The 24,334-nt window shown below is 72.9% G+C and carries 21 protein-coding genes; 6 read left to right on the top strand and 15 right to left on the bottom strand.

Translation table 11 applies throughout. The features are described 5' to 3' along the window. Positions 1 to 12: 12 nt before the first annotated feature. The 8 genes from ACQPYA_RS24435 to ACQPYA_RS24470 form a co-directional block, all read right to left on the bottom strand. Entirely contained in the window at positions 13 to 903 is an 891-nt protein-coding gene (locus ACQPYA_RS24435; RefSeq protein ID WP_433529424.1) for a sugar phosphate isomerase/epimerase family protein, read from the bottom strand. Beyond that, the gene (locus ACQPYA_RS24440; protein WP_433529425.1) at positions 900 to 1,763 is read right to left on the bottom strand and encodes an SCO3242 family prenyltransferase; all 864 of its coding nucleotides are present in this window, start codon (positions 1,761 to 1,763) and stop codon (positions 900 to 902) included. The genes ACQPYA_RS24435 and ACQPYA_RS24440 overlap by 4 nt, the downstream gene beginning before the upstream one ends. Further along, positions 1,747 to 2,907, bottom strand: coding sequence for an inositol-3-phosphate synthase (locus ACQPYA_RS24445; protein WP_433529426.1), 1,161 nt, complete (start codon positions 2,905 to 2,907; stop codon positions 1,747 to 1,749). Before ACQPYA_RS24445 ends, ACQPYA_RS24440 begins: the two co-directional genes overlap by 17 nt. Before the next feature lie 445 nt (positions 2,908 to 3,352). Further along, on the bottom strand, positions 3,353 to 4,528 hold the full coding sequence (locus ACQPYA_RS24450; protein WP_433533597.1) for a Gfo/Idh/MocA family protein: 1,176 nt from the start codon (positions 4,526 to 4,528) through the stop codon (positions 3,353 to 3,355). A 54-nt stretch (positions 4,529 to 4,582) separates the two neighbouring features. Beyond that, on the bottom strand, positions 4,583 to 5,638 hold the full coding sequence (locus ACQPYA_RS24455; RefSeq protein ID WP_433529427.1) for a substrate-binding domain-containing protein: 1,056 nt from the start codon (positions 5,636 to 5,638) through the stop codon (positions 4,583 to 4,585). Between the two features lie 95 nt (positions 5,639 to 5,733). Beyond that, positions 5,734 to 6,855 (bottom strand): ABC transporter permease, encoded by a 1,122-nt coding sequence (locus tag ACQPYA_RS24460; protein ID WP_433529428.1) that lies wholly within the window; start codon positions 6,853 to 6,855, stop codon positions 5,734 to 5,736. Continuing rightward, the gene (locus tag ACQPYA_RS24465) at positions 6,852 to 8,420 is read right to left on the bottom strand and encodes a sugar ABC transporter ATP-binding protein (protein WP_433529429.1); all 1,569 of its coding nucleotides are present in this window, start codon (positions 8,418 to 8,420) and stop codon (positions 6,852 to 6,854) included. Before ACQPYA_RS24465 ends, ACQPYA_RS24460 begins: the two co-directional genes overlap by 4 nt. 67 nt (positions 8,421 to 8,487) lie before the next feature. Then, the gene (locus ACQPYA_RS24470) at positions 8,488 to 9,666 is read right to left on the bottom strand and encodes an ROK family protein (protein WP_433533598.1); all 1,179 of its coding nucleotides are present in this window, start codon (positions 9,664 to 9,666) and stop codon (positions 8,488 to 8,490) included. 472 nt (positions 9,667 to 10,138) lie between these two features. On the opposite strand from ACQPYA_RS24470, the gene ACQPYA_RS24475 reads away from it, so the two are divergent. From ACQPYA_RS24475 to ACQPYA_RS24495, 5 genes are all read left to right on the top strand, one after another. Then, complete coding sequence (locus ACQPYA_RS24475) at positions 10,139 to 12,337, top strand: TRAP transporter permease (RefSeq protein ID WP_433529430.1); 2,199 nt, start codon at positions 10,139 to 10,141, stop codon at positions 12,335 to 12,337. An 18-nt stretch (positions 12,338 to 12,355) separates the two neighbouring features. Then, positions 12,356 to 13,375: a TAXI family TRAP transporter solute-binding subunit gene (locus ACQPYA_RS24480; RefSeq protein WP_433529431.1), complete on the top strand. Its 1,020-nt coding sequence runs from the start codon at positions 12,356 to 12,358 to the stop codon at positions 13,373 to 13,375. A gap of 62 nt (positions 13,376 to 13,437) precedes the next feature. Beyond that, positions 13,438 to 16,005 (top strand): sensor histidine kinase, encoded by a 2,568-nt coding sequence (locus tag ACQPYA_RS24485; RefSeq protein ID WP_433529432.1) that lies wholly within the window; start codon positions 13,438 to 13,440, stop codon positions 16,003 to 16,005. After that, positions 16,002 to 16,427, top strand: coding sequence for a roadblock/LC7 domain-containing protein (locus tag ACQPYA_RS24490; protein ID WP_433529433.1), 426 nt, complete (start codon positions 16,002 to 16,004; stop codon positions 16,425 to 16,427). The genes ACQPYA_RS24485 and ACQPYA_RS24490 overlap by 4 nt, the downstream gene beginning before the upstream one ends. Continuing rightward, positions 16,424 to 17,539, top strand: a complete 1,116-nt coding sequence (locus tag ACQPYA_RS24495) for a TAXI family TRAP transporter solute-binding subunit (protein WP_433529434.1) — start codon at positions 16,424 to 16,426, stop codon at positions 17,537 to 17,539. The genes ACQPYA_RS24490 and ACQPYA_RS24495 overlap by 4 nt, the downstream gene beginning before the upstream one ends. Before the next feature lie 57 nt (positions 17,540 to 17,596). Here the strand turns inward: ACQPYA_RS24495 and ACQPYA_RS24500 are convergent, their stop codons facing one another. Beyond that, positions 17,597 to 17,788, bottom strand: a complete 192-nt coding sequence (locus ACQPYA_RS24500) for a DUF397 domain-containing protein (protein WP_433529435.1) — start codon at positions 17,786 to 17,788, stop codon at positions 17,597 to 17,599. Next, positions 17,779 to 18,582, bottom strand: coding sequence for a helix-turn-helix domain-containing protein (locus ACQPYA_RS24505; protein ID WP_433529436.1), 804 nt, complete (start codon positions 18,580 to 18,582; stop codon positions 17,779 to 17,781). Before ACQPYA_RS24505 ends, ACQPYA_RS24500 begins: the two co-directional genes overlap by 10 nt. A gap of 360 nt (positions 18,583 to 18,942) precedes the next feature. Between ACQPYA_RS24505 and ACQPYA_RS24510 the strand changes: the two genes are divergently transcribed. After that, the gene (locus tag ACQPYA_RS24510) at positions 18,943 to 19,179 is read left to right on the top strand and encodes a flavin reductase (protein WP_433529437.1); all 237 of its coding nucleotides are present in this window, start codon (positions 18,943 to 18,945) and stop codon (positions 19,177 to 19,179) included. A 28-nt stretch (positions 19,180 to 19,207) separates the two neighbouring features. On the opposite strand, the gene ACQPYA_RS24515 is transcribed toward ACQPYA_RS24510, so the two are convergent. From ACQPYA_RS24515 to dnaG, 5 genes are all read right to left on the bottom strand, one after another. Continuing rightward, positions 19,208 to 20,017, bottom strand: a complete 810-nt coding sequence (locus tag ACQPYA_RS24515) for an ABC transporter permease (protein ID WP_433529438.1) — start codon at positions 20,015 to 20,017, stop codon at positions 19,208 to 19,210. A gap of 11 nt (positions 20,018 to 20,028) precedes the next feature. Continuing rightward, positions 20,029 to 20,823: an ABC transporter permease gene (locus ACQPYA_RS24520; RefSeq protein WP_433529439.1), complete on the bottom strand. Its 795-nt coding sequence runs from the start codon at positions 20,821 to 20,823 to the stop codon at positions 20,029 to 20,031. A 22-nt stretch (positions 20,824 to 20,845) separates the two neighbouring features. Beyond that, complete coding sequence (locus ACQPYA_RS24525; protein ID WP_433529440.1) at positions 20,846 to 21,778, bottom strand: ABC transporter ATP-binding protein; 933 nt, start codon at positions 21,776 to 21,778, stop codon at positions 20,846 to 20,848. A gap of 117 nt (positions 21,779 to 21,895) precedes the next feature. Further along, positions 21,896 to 22,432 carry a hypothetical protein gene (locus ACQPYA_RS24530; protein WP_433529441.1) on the bottom strand — a complete coding sequence of 179 codons (537 nt, stop codon included), beginning with the start codon at positions 22,430 to 22,432 and terminating at the stop codon, positions 21,896 to 21,898. Between the two features lie 2 nt (positions 22,433 to 22,434). Then, entirely contained in the window at positions 22,435 to 24,297 is a 1,863-nt protein-coding gene (dnaG, locus tag ACQPYA_RS24535; protein ID WP_433529442.1) for a DNA primase, read from the bottom strand. Positions 24,298 to 24,334: the final 37 nt, after the last annotated feature.

Consider the following 24,334-nt stretch of genomic DNA (forward strand, 5'->3'; position numbering starts at 1 on the left):
CCGTCCCCTCTCTCAGCTGCCACCAGTGGTGCTGTCGGCCGCGTCGCGCAGGAAGTCCAGCGAGCGGGCGGCCACGGCCGGGGCGGCGTGCGAGTGGCGGGGCAGCTCCACCGCGACCAGACCCCGGTAGCCGACCTCGCGCAGCGCGGCCAGCACCGGCGGAAAGTCGATCTCGCCGGTGCCGAACTCCAGGTGTTCGTGCACCCCGCGCCGCATGTCGTCGATCTGCACGTTGACCAGGTGCGCGGCGACCGCGCGGACACAGTCGGGCACCGGCTGCGGTTCCAGGCAGCGACAGTGTCCGATGTCGAGGGTGATGCCCAGGCAGGCCGGTCTGCCCAGGGTCGCGTGCAGCCGCCGCCAGCCGGCGATGTCCTCGACCAGCATGCCCGGCTCGGGCTCGAACCCGAGGGTCACCCCGGCGGCGTCGGCCGCCGCGACCACCGTGGCGCAGCCGGCCACCAGCCGGTCCCAGGCCACCGGCGGCGGGACGGAGCCGGGCCGCACGCCGGCCCAGAAGGAGACCGCCTCGGCGCCCAGGTCCGCGCCGACCGCCACCGCGTGGCGCAGGAACTCGATCCGGCGGGCCGGCTCGTCGTGCAGCAGCGTCGGGGCGTGTTTGTGCCAGGGGTCGAGCAGGTAGCGGGCCCCGGTCTCGATCACCACAGCCAGGCCGAGTTGGGCCAGGCGACGGCCGACGGCGTCGACCCGTGCGACCAGCCCGGGCGCGAACGGATCGAGGTGGTCGTGGTCCAGGGTGAGTGCGACGCCGGTGTAGCCGAGGTCGGCGATGACCGCGAGGGCGTCGTCGAGGCGGTGGTTGGCGAAGCCGTTGGTGCCGTACCCGAAGCGCAGAGCGCCGGCCCCCGCTCCGGGGGCGGCGGCACGGGCGGCGGCGGTCACGTCGGCGACACCTTCCGGGCCAGCCGCCGGCCCAGCGGCGCGGCCATCGCCACCGCCAGGCCGAGCAGGTTGGCGCCGGCCCGGGCGGTCAGGGCGCCCTGCAACGCGGGCAGGCCGGTGATCCCGGCGCCCACCGCCGCCCGGACCCGGCCGGCGGTGGGTCGGTCGACCACCCGGGCCTGGGCGGTGCCGTAGCGGGCGACGTACCAGCCGGCGAGGACGGCCGGCAGGGACACGCCGGCGCGCCGGCGCGCTCCGGGCGGGAGCGCGGCGCTCGCCGCGACCAGGGCGGTGCCGGCGAGGGTACGCAGCGGCAGCCTGCGGTCAGCGCCGTCGACCTCGCGGCGGGACAGGGCGGTGACGGTCCAGGTGTGCGCGGCGACGGTCACCGCCGCCGGCAGCGCCCGCACCGGCCGGCCGTTCGCGGCGCCGAGCAGCACGTCCAGCCCCCGGCAGGCGGCCATCACGGCCGGCCCGGCGGCGGTGTTCTTGGCCACCAGGTCGTACCCCCAGACGGTGGCGGCGAGCGGCACCGCGACGGCGGCGGCCCGCCGGCCACCCGCGACGGCGGCGAGCCCCACGCCCGCGGCGGTGAGGCCGGCGGCGAGGCCGACCGCGAGGCCGGGGGCGACCCGGCCGCTGGGGATCGGCCGCTCCGGGCGTTCGACGGCGTCCAGCGCCCGGTCGGCCCAGTCGTTGGCGGCCATGCCGGCCCAGTACAGCAGCACCGACGCGGCGGCGAGGGCCGGCGTACGCGGGCCGAGCGCGCCCGCCGCGGCGGCACCGGCGACCACGTCCCCCGGCACCGAGAGCGCGGCCGGGGCCCGGACCAGCTCGGCGAGGTCAGCCATGCTCGGCATCGGCACCTCCACCGGAGAGCTGTCGGGCGAACCCACACAGCCGGGTCCACTGGTCGGCGAGCGAGCCGGTGGTGCAGTCGAGCGGGTCCTTGAAGAAGAAGGCGAGGTCCGCCAGGGGGCCGGTGTGGCCGGCGGCGTGTGCGGCGGCGGTGAGCCGGGCCAGGTCGAGCACGAGCGGGGCGGCCAGCGCCGAGTCGCAGCCGTGCCAGGTGAACTCGAGGCGTACTCCGGTGCCCAGGAACCCGGCGACGTTGACCAGGTCCCAGGCGGTCTTGAAGTCGCCCATCTCCTCGACGTAGTCGATCCGGGTGTCGCCCTGCGGCAGGTAGCCGAGCGTCTCGCCGAGCACCCGTTGCTTGCTGCGCACCTTGGCGGCGTTGGCGGCCGGGTCGGCCAGGGTGGCGCCGTCGCCCCCGCCGAGCAGGTTGAGCCCGGACCAGGACCGGACGGTGAGGTGGCGCATCGCGAACATCGGGGCGAGCACCGACTTGAGCAGGGTCTCCCCGGTCTTGCCGTCGTGCCCCGCGTACGGCACCCGGTGGGCGTCGGCCAACGCGGTCAGCGCCGGCAGCCGCAGCCCGGTCGACGGGGTGAAGTCGACGTACGGGCAGCCTGCCGTCACCGCCGCGTATCCGTACAGCGAGCTGGGCGGCAGCACCTCGTCGGGGCCGCTGAGGGCAGCCCGCAGCGCGGCCGGGTCGGCGTGTGCGGGATGCCGGCGCGGTGCCGGTTCGGTGGCCGCGACGTTGACCACCACGACCCGGGCCAGCCCGTGCCGCTCCCGGAACTCGGTGAGGTCGCGGACCATCGCGGCGGCCCGGTCGGCCTGGCTTCCGCCGGTGGGCGCGGGGCGCAGGTCCCGCTCGACCGCGGCCAACTCCTCGGGCAGCGCGGCGACCAAGCGGGCCGGAACCACACCGGCGGTGGCGAGCGCCTCGGCGCGCTTGGCGAGTGGGGTGGCGACCACGTCGTGCCCGCCGAAGATCAGGTCGGCGAAGGCCGGCAGGGCCGGACTCCGCACGTCGGGCAGCTCGGTGACGCATCCGGTCGGCCCGGTCAGGCCGGCCCGGAGCGCGAGCGCCCCCACGATGCTGGTGGTCGCGACCGAACCCCGCGCTCCCACCAGCCAGACACCTGTACGCATGGCGCTCCTTCCCGGTTGTGCGGATGCGCCCCGCCCGCCGTCCGCCCCGGCGCAAAGCTCACCGGCCGGCGCCGACGTCGGCGGCGACGCCGCCGGACCGGCGACCCGGAGCGGGTGCGGACGGACGGGGCTGGCAGGCAGGGGCGGTCGGCGTCTCGCCCCTGCCTGCCCCGCATCCGGCCGGCCGGCATCGCGGCGCGTCCGACCGGACGTCTCCTAACCCGCACCGCCCGGAGGCGGCTGAGGTCACCTGTGGCGGCCCAGGGGCCGCCGGGGCGGCGGTCCTCCGGCGCGACCGGGGAATCCCGGTCCGGCCGCGCCGGAGGAACCGCATTGCTCGTGCCGTCGGGCCGGGTGGCCGGTGGGCACGACCTCCGGTCCCGACCCGTGCCCGGCCGCGGGGCGCAACCGCGGCCGGCCCTCGCCGGTCGGTACCGGAGGTGGCTCAGGCGGCGACCGTCGCCAGCGTCGGCTCCACGTCGGTCCACGAGGACCCCCGCTCGGCCGACCGGACCACCGCGTCCAGCACCAGTTGCACCTGCAACGCCTCGGCGAACGACGGCGTCGGGTCGACGCCGGTCGCCACCGCCTCGATGAAGTCGCGCATCTGGTGGGTGAAGGAGTGCTCGTACCCGATGATGTGGCCCGGCGGCCACCAGGCCGACAGGTACGGGTGCTCGCCCTCGGTCACCAGGATCCGGCTGAAGCCCTGCTCGGCGGCGGGCCGCGTCGCGTCGTAGAACTCCAGCTCGTTGAGGCGCTCCAGGTCGAAGGCGACGCTGCCCAGCGACCCGTTGATCTCCACGCGGAGAGCGTTCTTGCGACCGGTGGCGAACCGGGTCGCCTCGTAGGTGGCCAGTGACCCGCCGTCCAGCCGGGCCACGAAGACCGCCGCGTCGTCGACGGTGACCGGGCCGGTGGCGGCGGAGACGCCGTCCACCTGCGCGGCCAGCCCGCTGGACTCGGTCGGCAGCGGCCGTTCCTTCACAAATGTCTCGGTCACCGCGCCGACTCCGGTGATCCGCTGACCGGTGACGTACTGGGTCAGGTCGATGATGTGCGCACCGATGTCGCCCAGCGCGCCGGAGCCCGCCAGATCCTTGCGCAACCGCCAGACCAGCGGGAACTGCGGGTCCACGATCCAGTCCTGCAGATAGCTGGCCCGGACGTGCCGGATCTCGCCGAGCCGACCGGCGGCGATCATCTGACGCATCAGGGTCACCGCGGGCACCCGCCGGTAGTTGAACCCGCACATCGACCGCGCCCCGCCGGCCCGGGCGACGGCCGCCGCGGCGGCCATCTCACGGGCTTCGGCAACGGTGTTGGCCAGCGGCTTCTCGCACAACACGTGCTTGCCGGCGGCCAGCGCGGCGAGGGCGATCTCGGCATGGCTGTCGCCCGGCGTGCAGATGTCGACCACGTCGATGTCCGGTCGGGCCACCAGCTCCCGCCAGTCCGTGGTGTGCTCCTCCCAGCCGAGCCGGTCGGCGGCCTCGGCCACCTTCCCGGGGTCACGGCCGGCGACGAGCACCATCCGGGCCCGTGCCGGCAGGTCGTACACCCGGTTCACGGTGCGCCACGCCTGCGAGTGCGCGGCGCCCATGAACGCGTAGCCGACCATGCCGACCCGCAGCTGCCTGTCTGTCGTGGACAAGGTGGGTCTCCCCCCGTTGTGTCAGAACCCGAGCTTCAGGTAGTCGCTCGCGTTCTCCTTGGTGATCGTCTCGGAGGCGAGGACGATCTCCTTGGGCACCTGGAGTTCCACCAGGTCGGACAGTCCCCGGCCCTGGCCGATCAGCCGGGCCAGCGAGATCGCCGAGGAGGCCATCGACGGGCTGTAGGTCACCGTGGCCTTGAGCACCGTGTTGTCCGCCTGGATGTCCTCCATCGCCTTCTTCGAGCCGGCGCCGCCGACCATGAAGAACTCGCTGCGGTTGGCCTGGTTGATCGCGGCCAGCACACCGATGCCCTGGTCGTCGTCGTGGTTCCAGAGCGCGTCGATCTTCGGCAGGGCCTGGAGCAGCTGGCTCGCCTCCTTCTGCCCACTGTCGACGGTGAACTCGGCGGCCCGGCGGTTGGCCACCCGCAGGCCGTGCTGGGCCAGGGTGTCGGCGAAGCCCTTGGATCGCTCCTGGGTCAACTCCAGCGAGTCGATGCCGGCGATCTCGGCGATCACCGGGTTGCTCACGCCCTTGGCCTTGAGCTGCTCGACGATGTACGTGCCGGCGGAGACGCCCATGCCGTAGTTGTCACCCTTGATCTGCAACCGGTACGCCTTGGCGTCCGGGAAGGCCCGGTCCAGGTTGACCACCGGGATGCCGGCCTGCATCGCCTCCAGGCCGAACGAGTTGAGTTCCTTGCCGTCGTGCGGCAGCAGCACGATCACGTCGGGCTTCTGGGAGATCAGCGTGGAGAGCGCCGCCCGCTGGGCCGCCGCGTCCGCGCCCGCCTCGACCGTCTTGAACTCCACGTCGGAGTACGCCGCGGCCTGCGCCTTCGCGTTGTTGGTGATCGCGGCGATCCAGCCGTGGTCGGCGGCCGGCGCCGAGAAGCCGATCGTCACCTGCTTGCCGGGCTCGGCGTTGCCGCCGCCGTCGGCCGCCTTGGTCTGCGCTCCGGTCGGTGTCTGCTGCTCGTTGCTGGTACAGCCGGCGAGTAGTACGCCGGCTCCGACGGCCGCCCCGCCGAAGAGCAACCGGCGCCGCGACATGTCGCGACTCTGCTGGGTCATGACGACCTCCTGGTTATCAGTGGTGGAGTGGGATCTGGGTGTGCGGGGCCCGGCCACCGTCGTGCGCTCGGGTGGCCCGGGACAATCCGGGTGGTTCAGCCGGTGGTCAGTCGGTTCTTCCGGAAGAACTGGGTGAGGCTGCGGAACTGGACCTGCTGGATCAGGACGGCGGCGACGATGATGCCGCCCTTGACCATGTTCTGGGCCTCGGTGGAGAGGCCGTTGATCGCGAAGAGGTTGGTGATGGTGGCGAAGATGATCACACCGAGCAGGGAGCCGATGATCGTTCCCCGCCCGCCGCTGAGCAGCGTGCCACCGATGATCACGGCGGCGATCGCGTCCAGCTCGTAGAGGTTCGCCATCGCCGCCTGGGCCGAGGTGGCCTGGGCGGTGAGCATGATAGCGGCGATGCCGCAGCAGAGTCCGGAGAGCGCGTAGAGCATCAGGGTGTGCCGCTTGACGTTGATGCCGGCCAGCCGGGCGGCCTCCGGGTTGCCGCCGACGGCGACCGTACGCCGGCCGAAGGTGGTGCGGTTGAGCAGCACCCACCCGGCGGCGACGACCGCGGCCAGGATGTAGACCAGCAGCGGGATGCCGAGCAGGTCGGTGCTGGCGATGCCGTTGATGGTGCCGCTGTGCGAGATCTGGGTCTGCTTGTCGGAGATCTCGGCGGCCAGTCCCCGGGCGGCCACCAGCATGGCCAGCGTGGCGATGAACGGCACCAGCCGCCCGTACGCGATGAGCGTCCCGTTGACCAGGCCGACCGCCATCCCGACGATGATCGCGGTGAAGATCATGCCGCCGGGGCCGAAGTTCTGGGTGGCGACCGTGGTGCACCAGACCCCGGCCAGCGCGACGATCGCGCCGACCGAGAGGTCGATGCCGCCGCCGATGATCACGAAGGTCATCCCGACGGTGACCACGCCGACCACCGAGGCGAGCTTGAGGATGCTGAGCAGGTTGGCCCAGACCCAGTCCGGGTTGGCGTAGAGGTCCGAGCGGGTGGCCGCACCGATCACGAAGAGCGCCAGCAGCACCCCGAGCAGGGCGAGGTTGCGTCGCGCTCCCTCACCGCCCTCCCCGTGCCACCAGGAGAGCCGGCCGGCGTTCGCCGGGGCGGGCGGCCCCCCGTGCCCGGCCGCCCCGGCTGCCTCGGTCCCGGACGGTTCCTCCGGCGGTGACTGCGCCGGCAGCTGTGTGAGCGGACTGTCGGTCATGCCGGTGTGCCTTCCATCAGGGACCCCGCCATCACGAGGTCGAGGACGGTGTTCTCGTCGAGTTCGCCGGCCGGGGCCGTGCGGACCACCCGCCCTTCCCGCATCACCAGCACCCGGTCGGCCAGACCGAGCACCTCGGGCACCTCGCTGGAGACCAGCAGCACCCCGACCCCCTCGGCGGCGAGCTGCCGGATCACCTGGTACAGCTCGGCGCGGGCGCCCACGTCCACGCCCCGGGTGGGTTCGTCGAGCAGCAGCAGCCGGGTGCCGCCGAGCAGCCAGCGCCCGACCACCACCTTCTGCTGGTTGCCGCCGGAGAGGGTCCGCACCGCCCGGCGTACGTCGCGCGGGCGCATCTCCAGGCTCTCCGCGATCCGGTCCGCCTCCGCGCGTTCCCTGCCGACATCGGTGAACCCGAAGCGGGCGTAGCGGCCGAAGGTGGCCAGCGTGACGTTGCGGTAGATCGGCTCACCGAGCAGCAGCGCCTGGCTCTTGCGCTCCTCGGGAGCCATTCCCATGCCGGCCCGCACCGCCGCGCCGACGCTGCCCGGCCGCAGCACCCGGCCGGCCATCCGCACCGAGCCGGCCTCGGCGCGGCGCGCGCCGTAGATGGTCTCCAGCAGCTCGGACCGGCCGGAGCCGACCAGCCCGGCGATGCCGACGATCTCACCGGCGCGGACGGCGAGCGAGACGTCGGCGAACTCGCCGGCACGGGTCAACCCGTCGACCCGGAGCAGTTCCGCGCCGATCGTGGTCTGCGCCGGGCGGTCCGGGAAGACGTACTCGATGGTCCGGCCGGTCATCCGGGAGACCAGGTCGCGGGTTGGGGTGTCGCGGGCCGGCAGGTTCGCCGCGGTGGTCCGCCCGTCCTTGAGTACGGTGACCCGGTCGCCGATCTCGCGGATCTCCTCCAGCCGGTGCGAGATGTAGATGACCGCGATGCCCTGCGCGGTCAGTTCCCGGATGATCCGGAAGAGGTTGTCGACCTCGTCGTGGGCGAGCACCGCGCTCGGTTCGTCCATGATGATCAGCCGGGCCTCGTGGGAGAGCGCACGGGCCATGCTGACCACCTGCTTGCCGGCCGCGGGCAGCGCCCGGACCATCCGGCCGGGCGGGATCTCGGCGTGACCGAGCCGGCCGAGGATCTGGCGGGTACGGCGGGCCATCTGGCCCCGGCGGATGAAACCGAGCTGGCGCGGCTCGTGGCCGAGGAAGGCGTTCTCCGCCACCGAGAGGTCCTCGACCAGGTCGAGTTCCTGGTAGATGGTGGCGATCCCGGCACGCATCGCGGCCTGCGGGTTGGCGAAGCTCGCCGGCTCGCCGCGCCACTCGACCAGCCCCGAGTCCGGCCGGTGCACCCCGGCGAGCACCTTGATCAGGGTGGACTTGCCGGCGCCGTTCTGCCCGAGCAGGCAGTGCACCTCCCCCGCGCGTACCTCCAGCTGCACGCCGTCCAGCGCGCGTACGCCGGGGAAGGTCTTCACCACGTCGGCCAGGCGCAGGACCACCTCGCCCGCGACGGTGTCGGCGGGCGCCTCGACCAGCGGACCACCCGTCCCGGTCATGCCGCCCCTCCGCTCCGCTGCGGGCCGACATTCTCCGGCGCCGAGTGGTTCACTCGCTGATGCTCGTTCATGCCGCCTCCCCGAAGGCCAGGTCGCTGGCGAGCACGGCGGCACCGGCGACACCGGCGCGTGGGCCCAGTTCGGAGAGGACGACCGGCAGGTTGCCGGTGGCCAGTGGCAGCGAGCGGCGGTAGACCACGCTGCGGATCTCGGCGAGCAGCACGTGCCCGAGCTGGGCCAGGCCACCACCGATCACGATCATCGACGGGTTGGTGAAGCTGACCAGCCCGGCGAGGACGCTGCCGACCCGCCGCCCGCCCTCGCGGATCAGCTGGATGCAGGTCACGTCCCCCTCGACCGCTCCGGCCGCCACGTCGAGGGCGGTCACCGCGCCGTGCGCGGCCAGCCGTTCGGCCAGCGCGGGCGAGGCGCCGGCGCGCGCCGCGGCGGTGGCGTCCTTGGCCAGCGCGGCACCGCTGAACAGCGCCTCAAGGCAGCCGGCGTTGCCGCACGAGCAGACCGGCCCGTGCGGGTCGACCTGGATGTGGCCGATGTCCCCGGCGCACCCGTCGGTGCCCCGGTAGACCTCGCCGCTGAGGTAGATGCCGCACCCGATGCCGGTGCCGATCTTGACGAAGAGGAAGTCGTCGACCGAGTGGGCCACCCCGCCGTGCCGCTCGCCGATCGCCATGATGTTGACGTCGTTGTCGACCACCGCCGGGCAGCCGTGCTCGCGGGTGAGCTGTTCGCGGACGGGGAAGCGGTCCCAGCCGGGCATGATCGGCGGGGACACCGGCACCCCGTCGCGGAAGCTGACCGGGCCGGGCACCCCGATGCCGATCGCGTCGAGCCGCTCGTACACGCCGTCGGCCCGGGCCTTGAGCAGCAGCTCGCCGACCCGGGCCAGGGTGGCCTTGGGGCCGGACCGGATGTCGGCCGGCTCCGCGTACGCGGCGACCGGCTCCAGCCGGCCGTTGACCACCTCGACGTCGATGGAGCTGGCGCCCAGGTCGACGGCGGCGAAGCGCAGGTGTGGGCTCAGCTCGACCAGGGTGGAGCGGCGACCACCCCGGGAGGCCGCCTTGCCCGCCTCCGCGACGTAGCCGAGCGCGACCAGCCGTTCGAGTTCGGCGAGCAGCCGAGGGCGGGGCATCTGCAATCGGTCGGCGAGTTCGGCTCGCGACAGTGCTCCCTCGTCACGGAGCATCCGCAGCATCCGTACGTGCAGGGGGTCGGCGGCGTGCACGGTCCTCACCTCTCCACCGGACTCGTTCACATCGGCGACATGTCGATGTGTGGTGCCCGACACAGTAGGAGGCTTCGGCCCGTGCTGTCCAGACCTTAGAGCGATTTCGCGGCAACTTTCGCTAGATCCAGCAAAAGTTACCGTCCGAACTAGCGGGACCTTCCCGGGTGGCAACCCGCTCGGGATTCCCACCGACACTCTCCGTAGCTTTATAACCGAGAGTAGTCGCTTTAACAACTTTCTTCGTCGCCGGATTCGCGGTGGCAACCGCCATCAATGCCGAAAAGCGGACGCATCACATCTGACCGCCGCGAGCGCGGCACCACATCGCCCACCGTGGATACGCTGTTCGTGAAAGCGATTCTGAAATATTCAACTTCAGGGAGTGACGGAAGCGAATTGAAAGTCACTCAGGGAAACGATGTTCGACAATGTTCCCAACGCAGAGACAATTCGCGTATCGTCCCCCCTCGTGTCGGCAATCCGATTCACCGATGATTCTGGACCCGAGTCGAACCGCGCCCGCGTCAGCGTGGCGGAGGCGGACCCGGACGCCGCGCCACTCGCCGTCGGCGGGCCGCCGGCCGCCCGGGTGGACCCGCGGGAACTGGCCGCCCGGTTCGAGGAGGAGAAGCCCGGCCGGACACTGTCCGGACCGGTCGCCGCCGTCCTGACCGCGGCAACACTGGCGATCGCCCTGCTCGCGCTCTGGCAGGTGTTCCGGCCGCTGGCCCAGGGCAGCAAGTACTACCTGATCTACTTCCTGGCCGGCGTACTCCCGCTGGTCTTCCTCGCCTACCCGGCCGACCTGCGGCTGCCCCGCTGGCTGCGCCGGTCACCCGCCGGCGACGGCACGGCACCGGATCCACCGGGTGCGGCAGACCTGGCCGGCCTCGGCCCGACCGGGCCGAGCCGCGTCGACTGGGCACTGGCCGCCACCGCGCTGGCCTGCTGCCTCTACCCGGTGCTGCCGGTCGCCCTGGGCGGCGGTGGCGGCGGCTACGACGCCTTCCTCGACCGGCAGGGCCTGCTCGTCGGCATGGACGTGGTGATGGGCACGCTCCTGCTGCTCCTGCTGCTGGAGGGATGCCGGCGCACCACCGGCTGGATCCTGCCCGCGGCATGCGTGGTCTTCCTCGGCTACGGCTACTACGGCGGGCTGCTGCCGCAGAGCTGGCCGGTGGCCCACGCCGGCCTGGACTTCGGGCAACTGGTCGACGCCTTCTACAACTCCGACAGCGGTTTCTACGGCACCCCACTGGACGTGGCGGCCACGTACATCGTGCTGTTCACCATCTACGGCGCGGTGCTCGACCTCTCCGGCGCGGGCCGGTTCTTCGTGGACCTCTCCGCCGCCGCGTTCCGGCGCTCCCACACCGCCGCCGGCCGCACGGCGGTGGCCTCCGGCTTCCTGCTCGGCACCGTCTCCGGTTCCGGAGCGGCGACGACCGTGAGCATCGGGGCGGTCACCTGGCCGATCCTGCGCCGGGCCGGCTATCCGGCGGAACGGGCTGGCGGCATGCTCGCCGCGGCCGGCGTGGGCGCGATCCTCTCCCCACCGACGCTCGGCGCGGCGGCGTTCATCATCGCCGAGTACCTGGGCGTCTCCTACCTGCGCGTGCTCGGCTGGGCGATGGTGCCGACCGTGCTCTACTACCTGGGCATCGTGCTCTCGGTGGAGATCGACGCGCGGCGCTCCGGGGTACGGCCGGCGGCCATGCCGGCCACCTCCGCCTGGCGGCTGCTGGCCCGTTCCGGGTACCACTTCGCCTCGCTGTTCGCCATCGTCGGCCTGCTCGCCGTCGGCATGTCGGCCACCCGCGCGGTGGTGCTGGCCACCCTGCTCGCCGTCGCGCTGTCCTTCCTGGACCGGTCGCACCGGCTCACCGCGCCCCGGCTGGTCGCCGCGCTCTCCAGCGGCGTACGCGGTGTCCTCGCGGTCACCGTGGTCTGCGCGGCGGCCGGCATCATCACCGCCACCACCACCAAGACCGGCCTCGGCCCGCAGGCCGCCGCGCTGCTGGTCAACGCCGCCGGCTCGGTCAGTTCCGACCCGGCCGTGGTGCTGGCGCTCACCGCGCTGCTCGCCGCCGTCGCGCTCAGCCTGCTCGGCCTGGCCATCCCGGTCACCGCGTCCTTCGTGATCGGTTGGGTGATCATCGGCCCGGCCCTGCTCGACCTCGGCGTCAGCGCCCCTGCCGCGGCGATGTTCGTCTTCTACTTCGCGGTGCTCTCCGAGGTGTCGCCGCCGACCGCGCTCGCCGCGGTCGCCGCCGCCGCGGTCACCGGCGGCCGGGTGGTGCCGACCATGTGGCACACCCTGCGGTACGCGCTGCCGGCGTACCTGATCCCGCTCGCCTTCGTGATCACCCCGACCGGGCTCGGCCTGCTCGGCATGGGCGGCCCGAAGCGGATCCTCCTCGCCACCGCGGTCACCGCGCTCGGCGTGGCGGTACTCGCGGTCGCGGCGGGCGGCTGGCTGCCCGGCGTCGGCCCGGCCGGCGTTCCGGAGCGGGTACTCGGCGTGGTCGCCGGGCTGACGCTGCTCTGGCTGCAACCCGTGCCCATCGCCATCGGCGCCGTACTGGCCGGCGCCATGGCCGTGGGCGTGCTCGTACGACGCGGATCCACCGGCCCCTCCGGCGGGACGCGAGCCGGATCACCGGCATGACCCAGGAAGGAGATTCCATTGCGACGGATCAACGTGCGGCTCGTGGCGGGAGCGGGAGCACTCGCCCTCGTCACGGCCGGTGCCGCTGGTTGCGGAGGCCGTCAGGGCACCGCCGCCACGGACGACACCGCGAGCGCCGTCACCTGCGAGGTGGCTGAGAACACCAGGGTGGGCATCGCCACCGGCAACGCCACCGGCGTCTACTACGTGGTCGGCAACGCGCTGGCCGGCCAGCTCGCGAACAGCACCGGCGGGCGGCTGACCGGCACCGCGGCGGAGACCGGTGCATCGGTCCAGAACATCGAACAGCTCGTCGGCGGCCAGTACGACGTGGCCTTCTCGCTCTTCGACACCGCGGTCAACGCGGTGGAGGGCAAGGGCAACTTCACCGCCCCGCAGCCGGTCGAGGCGCTGGCCCGGATCTACGACAACTACACCCAGGTGGTCGTCCGGGCCAACTCGGGCATCAACTCGGTGGCCGACATGAAGGGCAAGAAGATCTCCACCGGCTCGCCCAAGTCCGGCACCGAGGTCATCGCCAACCGCCTGCTGGAGGCCGCCGGCCTCGACCCGGCCACCGACATCCAGGCCCAGCGGCTGGACCTCACCAAGACGGTCGAGGGCCTCAAGGACGGCAACGTGGACGGCTTCTTCTGGTCCGGCGGCCTGCCCACCGGCGGCGTCACCGACCTCTTCACCACCGCCCGTGACAAGGTCAAATTCATCGACATCACGCCGTTGCTGCCGAAGATGAGCGAGCTGAACCCCGCGTACCAGGCCGGCACGATCGGCAAGGACGTCTACTCCACCGTGGCGGACACCCCGACCATCGTGGTCCCGAACGTGCTGCTCGTCCGCAAGGACCTCGACGCCAACGTCGCCTGCGCCATCACCCGCACCGTCTTCGAGAAGAAGGACGCGCTGGCCCAGGCCAACCCCGCCGCCAACGGCATCGCCCTGGAAACCGCCCGCAAGACCGACCCGGTCGGCCTGCACCGGGGCGCGTCCAAGGCGTTGCAGGACCTCGGCGCGAGCTGACCGACGGTGGCCGGGCCGGGTGGCGACGCCCGGCCCGGCCACCCCGACCTCGGGAGCCCCCCGTGCCGCTGTCCTCCCTGGCCCGCGTACGCCGGCACAACCGGCCGTCCGGCCACGCCGACCGACTGTGGTCGGTGCGTACCCAGCTGCTCGCCCCGATCCTGGTCGCCACCGCCGGTCTGGTCGTGCTCGGCGCGATCCAGACCGGCAACGCGCTGGCCGCCTCCGCCGACGCCGAACGCGCCCGGGTGCTGGCCGGCACCGCCACCGCCACCGTCTCCCTGGTGCACGAGCTGGAGCGGGAACTCGGCGAGACGGCCGCGCTACGCCAGCGCGGCGGGACCTCCGGCCGGCAACTCGTCGACGCCCAGCGGCGGCGGGTGGACAACGCGGCCGAACGCTACGGCTCCGCCAGTTCCGAGGCCCGCCGTGCCGCCCCCGACCTCGGCCGGGCCCTCGACGGGGTGAGCGAGCACCTCACCCAGCTCGACGAGGCCCGGGTCGCCGCGCTGGGCGCCGACACCGCCGACCCGATCTACGTGGCCATGGTCGAGTCGCTGCTCGCCGTCGCCGACGCGCTCCCCGCCCAGCTGCGCGACCCCGAGCTGGCCAACCGGGCCCGCGAGGTGGCCGCGGTCGCCGCCCAGGAACACCTGGCCGCGCTGGAACGCGATCTGCTGCGGACCGTCTTCGTCCGCGGCGAGCTGGCCCCGGGCGAACTCGCCCGGCTCGCCCGGCTGCGCGGCGCACAGGAACAACGGCAGGCCGAGTTTTCCCGGATCGCCGGACGGCGCGCCGCCGACGCGTACACCCGGCTGCTCTCCGGCAGCGACGTCTCCACCGCCCAACGGATGCGCGAGAGCGCGTTGAACGCCGAGACCAAGCCGGCCGCGCTCGCCATCGACGGCGACGCCTGGTATGTGGCACAGAGCGGCGCCATCCGCCGGTTCAACCTGCTGGGCCGGGAACTCTCCGACGAACTCGACCGCCGCGCCGCCCAACTGGCCGCCGACGCCCGCCAGCGGGCGCTGGTCACCGGCGGATCGGCCGGCACGCTGGCGCTGGCCTCGCTCGCCGCCGCCGCGTTGCTGGCGGTACGCACCAGCCGCCGGCTGCGCCGGCTCCGGGTGGCGGCGCTCACCATGGCGCACCGGGAACTGCCCGAACGGATCACCGCCATCGTGGCCGGTGACAGCGGCCGGGACGAGGGGCCGGCCTCGCAGCTCACCGCCGGGATCAGTCGCGGGCGCGACGAGATCGCCCAGGTGGCCGAAGCCTTCGACACGGTCAACCGGGCCGCCCTACGGCTCGCTGGTGAGCAGGCCGAACTGCGGATGGACGTGACCCGGATGGTCGAGGCGCTGGCCCGCCGGATCCGCACGCTGATCACCCGGCAGCTGCGCCTGCTCGACGACTTCGAGCAGGAGGAGACCGATCCGGACGCGCTGGCCCGGCTCTTCGCCCTCGACCACCTCGCCGCCCGGATGCGCCGCAACGGGGAGAACCTGCTGGTCCTCGCCGGTGGCGAGCCCGGCCGGTCGCAGGAAGGGCCACACCTGCTCGCCGACGTGGCCCGCGGCGCCGCCTCGGAGATCGAGGAGTACGCCCGGGTCGAGATCGACGTACCCGCCGCAGCCGTGCACGGCTCGGCGGTGGGCAATCTGGTGCATCTGCTGGCCGAGCTGCTGGAGAACGCCACCGCCTACTCCCCGCCGCAGACACCGGTGCACGTGGACGGTCGGCGTACCGTCGACGGGCTCACCCTGCGCGTACACGACCAGGGCATCGGCATCGGCGGGAGCCGGCTCGCCGAGATCAACGAGCGGCTGCGCTCACCGGCCATGCTCTCCAGCGCGGCGGCCGGCAGCATGGGCCTGCACGTGGTGGCCCACCTGGCCGCCCGGCACGGCATCGCGGTGCGGCTGTACAGCACCGGTGCCGGCACGGTGGCCCAGGTCGAGGTGCCGGAGTCGGTGCTCACCCGGGTCGAGGAGGTCACCGGACGCCCAGCGGTCGGCGCCCGCCCGACCCCCTCGGCCGTCGGCGCCTGGTTCCGGTCCCCGAACGGCGGACCCGCCCCGACCGCACCGATCATGGACCTGGTCACCGCGCCACCGGACCAGTACAGCGTCCACCGGGCCCCGACCATGACCCTGCCGGTCATCGGCGCCACCCCGACCTGGCCGCCGGGTCCCCCGGGCCAGCCACCGGCGGACCGGCCACTGGCGAACCGGCCCGGCTCCAACGGACATTCGACCTGGCCGCCGGCCGGTGGCCAGCCGAGCTGGTCGGCCAGTGCCGGCCCGTCCGGTGTCGGTGGTGTCGGTGCCGGTCACGCCGGGGCTGGCCCGGCCGGTGTTGGCCCGGCCGGGGCCGGGGCCGGAGCCGGGGCCGGAGCCGGAGCCGGAGCCGGAGCCGGTCACGCCGGGGCCGCCACGGCGGCCGGTCTGCCCCGGCGGATCCACGGCGGCCGGTTGCAGGCCGAACTGCACGACGTGCCGCCGACGCAGGCCAGAAGCGACCTGCTCGACCCCGAGGTGGTACGCACCCGGCTGTCCGCCCTCTCCGCCGGGGTGGCCCACGCGATGCGTCGTAACCAGCAGACCAAACCCACCGGGAGAACCGAATGATGCCCAACGTCAGCCCCGGCCTCGACTGGCTCCTGGCGAACTTCGCCGAGCAGGTCCCGGATGTGTCGCACGCCCTCGCCGTCTCCGGGGACGGGCTGCGGCTGGCCGCCTCCCCCCACCTCTCCACCGACCAGGCGGACCATCTCGCCGCCGTGATCAGCGGCCTGGCCAGCCTGACCGTCGGCGCCGCGCGACTGATGTCCGCCGGCCGGGTACGGCAGCAGATCGTCGACATGGACGGCGGCGTCCTGCTGGTGATGGCGGTCGGCGACCGCGCGCTGCTCGGCGTGCTCGCCGCCGCCGGCTGCGACCTGGGCCAGATCGGCTACGAGACGGCCACCCTGGTCCAGCGGGTGGCCGAGGCACTCGAACCGGCGGCCCGAGCCTGGGCCGACCACCAGCCCGGCGGGGTCCCGGCATGACCCGGCACGCGACCGACCCGGACCCGCGCGCGACCGACGCAGGCCCACACACGGCCGGCATGACCCGGCATGCGGTGCACGTGGGCCCGCGCACACCCGGCATGAGCCGGCATGCGGCCCACGTGGGTCCGCGCACGGCCGGCCGGAGGCGGCGGGGGCGGCTGCTGGCGGCGCTGGTGGCCGTCGTGCTGGTGGCCGGGTGCGGCACGGAGGGCACGCCGGAGCCGCGCCCGTGGCACGACGGGCGGATCTTCCTGGCCACCGGCAACACCACCGGTGTCTACTACCAACTCGGCGGCGGGTACGCCGACATCATCAGCCGCCACCTACCCGGCTACGAGGCACGGGCCGAGCCGACCGGGGCCTCGGTGGAGAACATCACCCGCCTGGTCGACGGCGACATGGAGATCGCCTTCAGCCTGGCCGACACGGCCGCCGACGCCATCGCCGGACGCGGGGCCTTCGCCGGCCAGCCGCAACCGGTCCGGGCGCTGGCCCGGGTCTACAGCAACTACACCCACGTGATCGTGCAGGCCGACGCCCAGATCACCGACGTCGCGGCGCTACGCGGCAAGCGGGTCTCCACCGGCTCACCGAAGTCCGGCACCGACGTGATCGCCGGCCGGATGCTCAGCGCCGCCGGGCTGGATCCGGAACGGGACGTACGCCGGGCCCGGCTGTCGCTGCCCGAGACGGTGGCCCGGATGCGCGCCGGGACGCTGGACGCGATGTTCTTCTCCGGCGGCCTGCCCACCCCCGGCATCGCCGACCTGCTGACCAGCGCGCCGGGCCGGTTCGCCCTGCTGCCCGCCGCCGATTTGATCGAACCGCTCGGCGCGGCGCACGGCTCGGTCTACACCACCGCCGAGCTGCCGAAGAAGACCTATGATACGCCGGCCGCCACCCCCACCGTCACGGTGGCGAACATGATGCTGGTCAGCGCGGACATGCCCGACCAACTGGCGTACGACCTGACCCGGCTGCTCTTCACCTACCAGGCCGACCTGGCCGCGGTGCACCCGGAGGCGCGCAACTTCGACCGCCAGTCCGCCGCCAGCACCGACCCCATCCCCCTACACCCTGGTGCCGCCCGCTACTACCAGGGCGGCTAGCACCCCGGTCATAGATCTTGGACAGTGCCCGCCACACGAACGGGGTGGTGAGGTGCCTTATGGGCGCTCGGCGTGTTGGGTGACGAATGCGCGCCAGGACTCCGGCGCGAAGGCCAGCACCGGACCGACCGGATCCTTGGAATCACGCACGGCCACCACGCCGGGAAGGTTGTCAGCCACCTCTACGCACGCACCACCGCCGCCGTTGCTGCGGGTGCTCTTGCGCCACCGGGCGCCGGTCAGATCCATGTCTCCGCCACCTCCGCGATCAGATCGAGGGACTGCTGTTGCGATAGTGCCTCACCCCGGATCGATTCCCAAATCTCCACAATCTGCCGCACATACTCGGAGCGGTCGATCACCTGCGCGTAGCGCTGCCCCTCCAGGTAGACCACATCCTCGCCCTGTGGATACGTGGCGATCACGAAAGGGCCGTCGAGCCCTGGGTAGGCCCCGGCGGAGAGCGGCACCACCTGGATCCGCACCCGGGGCAGTGTCGAGCCGAGCTTCACCAGGTGCCGTAGCTGCTCGCGCATCACCTCCGGATCGCCGATCCGGCGGCGCAGCACGTACTCGTCGATGACGGCGATGAACAGCGGCGGGCGGTCGCGGGTGAGCACCGGTTGCCGGTCCAGCCGGGTCGCCACCTGCTGGTCGATCTCGTCCGGCGCGAAAAACCCGGCACCGTCCATGATGGCGCGAGCGTATGCCCCGGTCTGCAACAGGCCGGGCACGTAGATCGGCTCAAACCAGCGCAGTGCGGTGGCCTCCTCCTCGATGATGGGCCAGTCGCGAAACCACGACACCAGCACCTCCCGGCTGATCCGTCGCTGGATGCGCTCGAATCGTCCACCGGTGCCGAGAACGCTGTCGCAGCGATGGGCGAAGTCCAGGCTGGGCCGGCGCTCGCCGGTCTCCACCTTGGCGACCAGGGCGGCCGAGTAGCTCAGCGCCTCGGCGAGCGCGGTCTGTGACATGCCGACAGCGGTCCGGGTGAGCCGCAGCTCCTCGGCGAAGTGCTCCAGCATGGACGAGCGTTTCACGGACAGCCTCCGTACCTTCGCGTACCGCCTGGGAACCGGCTGCGGACGCGCTGGTCGTCACCGCGCCGGACCTCCCACCGTAGCCGCGTCCTCACCAGACTGTCACGCAGCGGAACCGCTCACGGGATCGGACGGCGGGCGGAACCAGGCCGGGGCGCCGGCACCCTACGTTCGGCCGGCGCCCCTCCCACCTCGACGGAGGCTCCTCATGCGACGTAAATTCTGGCGGTGCCCGCCCCCGGCAGCACCCGCACGGCTGCCTCAGCGCACCCGGAACACCCGCCCACTGCCACCCGCGCCCTGGCGGTCGGACGAGGACCGACGGCTGCCGCCGCGCGGGGCCGACGAGGGTCGGCGCTGATGCCCCGCTACCGGCCCCACGTCGCGGCGCGGCCGTCCTGGCGGTGTCGGGTGTGCGGGGCGGCGTGGCCGTGCTCGCCGGCCCGGCTGGCGCTGCTCGGCGAGTACCGGGAGAACCGGACCGGGCTGCTGATCTACCTCGGCGGGCTGATGTACGAGGCGGTGGACGACCTCGCCGCCCAGGTTCCGCCGGGCACCCTGGCCGACCGCTTCCTCACCTGGGCCCGGTCCCGCTGACCCGCATCCGGCCGAGGCGTAGCGCTGGCTACTTGTAGAGGAGGTGGGACATCCGGCGGGACGCGATCAGCAGGCCGGCGGCCAGCGCCGCGATCAGGTAGAGCACGTCGAGCAGCCAACTCCAGCCGGCCGTGCCGACGGTCAGCTCGCGGATCAGGTGCACCGCCCGGTAGAGCGGGGTCACCTCGATCAGCCAGCGCAGCACCGCCGGGTACGCCTCGGCGGGCACGAAGGTGCCGGAGAAGAGGAACAGCACGAACTGCGCCGAGCCCATCAGGTCGAAATCCTGCCAGCTGCGCATGAACGTGGAGATAGCCATGCCGAGTGCCCCGAACGCGAAGCCGACCAGCACCGCCGCCGGGAACGCGGCGAGCGCGCGGGCCGGCTCGGTCAGCTCCATCGCGACCATCACCACCAGGAACGCGGCGGAGTACGCGCTGCCCCGCAGCATCGCCCAGGCCAATTCACCGAGGGCGATCTCGAATGGCCGTACCGGGGTGGCGATCACCCCGTCGTACAGCTTCATGTATTTCATCTTGCCGAAGAAGTTGAAGGTGGTTTCCGCGAGCGCGCCGGTCATCGCCGACGAGGCGAGCATGGCCGGGGCGACGAAGGCGGCGTAGCTGACCACCTCGCCGCCGGGCAGCGTCAGGTCGCCGATCAGCGCACCCACGCCGACGCCGATCGACAGCAGATAGAGCAGCGGCTCGACGAAACCGGAGATGAGCAGCAGCCAGTAGACCGATCTCAGGGCCGCGACGTTGCGCTCGGTGACCGATGCGGAGCGCCGGGACGCCGCGGAGACGTCGACCAGCCGGGGCAGCACCAGATTGACCATGACAGCCCCTCCTAGACGACGAGCTTGCGGGCGAAGGCGCGGCGGGCCAGCAGCCAGCCCCCGACCGCCCAGGCGGCGAGATAGCAGAGGTGGCCGGCGACCGACCAGTGCGGCGCGGCACCGAGCACCGCCGCCCGGCAGAGGTCGACGGCGTGCCAGAGCGGCGTCGCGTACGCGATCCAGCGCAGCACCAGCGGCAGCGACTCGACCGGGAAGAACACCCCGGAGAAGAGGGTCATCGGGATCACCGCGAACCGGAACAGCATCGCGAGCCAGCTGTCCGAGTCGACCACCGCCGCGTACGCGAAGGTGGGCACCGCGACGGCCAGGGTGAGCAGCGCCGCGACCGGCAGCGCGAGCACCGCCCACGGCGAGCGCAGCGCCCCCAGCACGCCGGTCACCAGCAGGAACGCCGCGATCGAGGTGAGCACCCGGAACAGCACGAACGCCAGGTGGCCGGCGAGGATGTCGTCCACCCGCAGCGGCGTCGAGCCCTGCGCGAAGTAGATCTTGGTCCACCGGAGGTTGCCGAAGACCGGCCAGGTCGACTCGCCGATCGCCACCTGCAACGCCGTCGAGGCGAGCAGCCCTCCGACGATCCACTCCAGGTAGGAGACGCCACCAATGCCCCGATCGATGTAGGCACCGACGCCCAGCCCGAACCCGAGCACGGTCAGCGTGGGCAGCAGGAAGGACGAGAAGGCGCCCGCCCGCCAGGTGCGCCGGTAACCGACCAGGTGGTATTCGAGCACCGCCAACGCCGGCACCCTCGGTAGGGCGCGATTCTGACGCGCCAGTTGACTCATCGCAGTCGCTCCCCGGGCCCGCTCAGTCGACCAGCGTGCGGCCGGTGAGGTGCAGGAAGACGTCCTCCAGGCTGCTGCGCCGGACCAGCACGTTGACCGGGTGCAGGCCGAGCGCGCCGACCTCGGCCACCGCCGCGTCGCCGTCGGAGACGTAGACCAGGATCCGGTCGGGCAGCACCTCGACCCGCTCCCCCAGGCCGTCCAGCTTGCCGGCGAACGCCTCCTGCGAGTCGGCGGCGAAGCGCAGCTCGACCACCTCGCGGGTGGCGTGCCGCTCGATGAGCGCACGCGGCGACCCCTCGGCGACGATCCGCCCGCCGTCCATCACGACCAGCCGGTCGCAGAGCTGCTCGGCCTCGTCCATGTAGTGCGTGGTGAGCACCAGCGTGACGCCCTGCTGCTTGAGCCGGAACAGGCGTTCCCAGACCAGGTGCCGGGCCTGCGGGTCGAGGCCGGTGGTCGGCTCGTCGAGGAGCACGATGTCCGGCTCGTTGACCAGCGCGCGGGCGATGGTGAGCCGCCGCTTCATGCCGCCGGAGAGCGGCTCGACCTTGCTCTCCGCCCGCTCGCCGAGCTGCACGAAGTCGAGCAACTCGGCGGCCCGGGCGCGGGCCACCCGGCGGGGGATGCCGAAATAGCGGGCGTACGTCGTCAGGTTTTCCCGGACGGTCAGCTCCGGGTCGAGGTTGTCGAGCTGGGGGCAGACACCGAGCCGGGCCCGGATGGCGGACCCGTCGCGCACCGGATCCAGGCCGAGGATGCGTAGCTCCCCGGCGCTGGGCGGCGAGATGCAGCCGACCATCCGCATGGTGGACGACTTGCCAGCGCCGTTGGGCCCGAGGAAGCCGAACGCCTCACCGGCGCGGACCTCCACGTCGATGCCGTCGACGGCGGTGAAGTCGCCGAACCGTTTCACCAGCCCCCGGGCCTGGATGAGTGGTTGTGCCGTGGTCACCCCCCGACCCTAGACACCAGGTCTGACACACCCCACCGAGTTTCCGCCCGGCCTACACCCGCCCGGCCCACGCCCGCCCGATGCACGCCCGTCCCGGCGGCACCGGTGATCGGAGCGTCACAGGTCCGCTGGCCTGGTCGCGGCGCGGGCCGCCGCGACCAGACGGTCGGTCTCCGCGAACACGTCCGGGTCGTCGCCCGGGGTGCCCGGGTCGTAGTGGACCATCCAGGTCAGGCCGTCCAGGCCGGGCACCCGCCGGGCGACGATCCGGCCGGACCCGCCGGGCAGGGCATGGTGCTGGGTGTACGCCACGGACCTGGTGACCCGGGTACGCACCTGGTGCGGCAGCTCGCCCGGGTCCAGCAGCAGGTAGCGCTCCGCCGGGCAGTCGGCGACCACCAGGTAGCCGTCCCGCTCGGCGACCCGCTCGCCGGGGGTGACGGTCAGCTCCCGGCCCGACCAGACGGCCTTGACGACGTCGTGCCAGCCGATCCGGTGGCCACGGCCGGGCAGCCAGAGCCCGAGGTTGGTGGCGACCACCACCCCGTCGCCCTCACCATTGCCGACGGCGGCCCAGGCCAGCACCCGCTCGTCGCGGTCAAGCGGCGGCCGGTCGGCCGGCGGCAGCTTCGGCCGGCGACGGAACAGTCCCATCTCTACAGCCCTCCCGCCGCCTGCTCGCGCAGCGCCCGGGCATGCTGTTCGAGCGAGAGCAGCTCGCCGAAGGTGGCGAAGTACTCGTCCTTGTTGCTGACCGGGTTGATCCGCTGGATCCGCGACTTCAGGTCCCGGATCCGCGCGGTGACCGAACCGCCCTGTAGGCGGGCCATGGTGACCGCGACGTACCTCGGGTCGGGCTCGCCGTCGATCCGCAGCGGCTCCACCGCCAGCTCGCCGACCAGGGCCCGGGACGCGAGGTCGTCGCAGGCGTCGCGGACCGCCTCGATCCACACCGCGCCGCCGGTGGCCGCCGCCGCCCCGCCGGCCGCGGTGACCGCGGCCCGGACGGCCACGTGCACGGGATGCCGGTAGTCGGACGCCTCGACCGCGTCGAACATCGGCCCGGCCAGCACCGGTTCCTGGAGGGCCAGCTTGAGCGCCTCCCGCTCGACCATCGACTGTGGGCTGTCCACGGTGGGTTCGCTGCGGGCGGGACGCGCCACCGGCCCGTCCGCCGGTCGCCCCGAGGCGGCGGCCTGCACCGCCCGCTGCACCGGCTCGATCTCCATGCCGAGGTCACCGGCGAGCTTGCGGACGTACTCCGGGCGTTTTTCCCGGTCCTTGAGCTTGGCGACCAGCGGGGCGGCCCGGCGCATCGCCTCCACCCGACCGTCGACGGTGTCCAGATCGTACCGGCTGATGACGTGTCGCAGCGCGAAGTCGACCAGCGGCTCGCGGCGGGCGACCAGGTCGCGGACCGCCAGGTCGCCCTTTGCCAGGCGGAGGTCGCACGGGTCCATGCTGTCGGGGCTGACCGCGATGAAGGTACGACCGACGAAGCGCTGGTCGTCCTCGAAGGCGCGCAGCGCGGCCTTCTGCCCGGCGGCGTCCCCGTCGAAGGTAAAGATGATCTCGCCGGCGACCGCGTCGGTGTCCAGCAGCAGCCGGCGCAGCACGCCGATGTGGTCCGCGCCGAACGCGGTGCCGCAGGTCGCCACGGCGGTCGGCACGCCGGCCAGGTGGCAGGCCATCACGTCGGTGTAGCCCTCGACCACCACCACCCGGCCCTGCTTGGCGATCTCCCGTTTGGCCTGGTCGATGCCGTAGAGCACGTGCGACTTCTTGTAGATCGGCGTCTCGGGGGTGTTGAGGTACTTCGGGCCGTCGTCGTCATCGAAGAGCTTGCGGGCACCGAACCCGATCACGTCACCGGTGAGGTCGCGGATCGGCCAGAGCAGCCGGCGCCGGAACCGGTCGATCAGGCTGCCCGAGCGGGCCGGCCGGGACAGCCCGGCGGTGACCAGCTCGTCGTGGCTGAAACCACGCTGACGCAGATGCTTGGTGAGCAGGTCCCAGGCGTCCGGGGCGAAGCCGCAGCCGTACCGCTGCGCGGCGGCCCGGTCGAAGCCCCGCTCGGCCAGGAACTCCCGGGCGGCACGCGCGCCGGCCGTGGTCAGCTGGGCGGTGTAGAACTCCACGGCGGCGGCGTGCGCGGCCACCAGCCGCTGCTTCTGCCCCTGTTGCGGGCGGCTGCGCGGGGCGGCCCGATCGTCCTCGACGTAGCGCAGCTGCACGCCGACCCGGTCGGCGAGCCGCTCCACCGCCTCGACGAAGCTGAGATGCTCGGCGTCCATCAGGAACTTGATGGCGTCGCCACCCGCCCCGCAGCCGAAGCAGTACCAGACGTTGCGGGCCGGCGAGACGTTGAACGAGGGGCTCTTCTCGTCGTGGAAGGGGCAGAGCCCCTTGAGGTTGCCGCCGCCCGCCGACTTGAGCGTCACCGTGTCGGAGATGACCTCGGCGATGGAGGTGCGCTCCCGGACCAGCGTGATGTCCTCGTCCCGGATCCGCCCCGCCATACCGCCACCTCCTCCCGCCTATCCTGCCCTGCCCGCT

The organism is Micromonospora sp. CA-263727 (genome assembly GCF_050942455.1).
Classification (GTDB): domain Bacteria; phylum Actinomycetota; class Actinomycetes; order Mycobacteriales; family Micromonosporaceae; genus Micromonospora.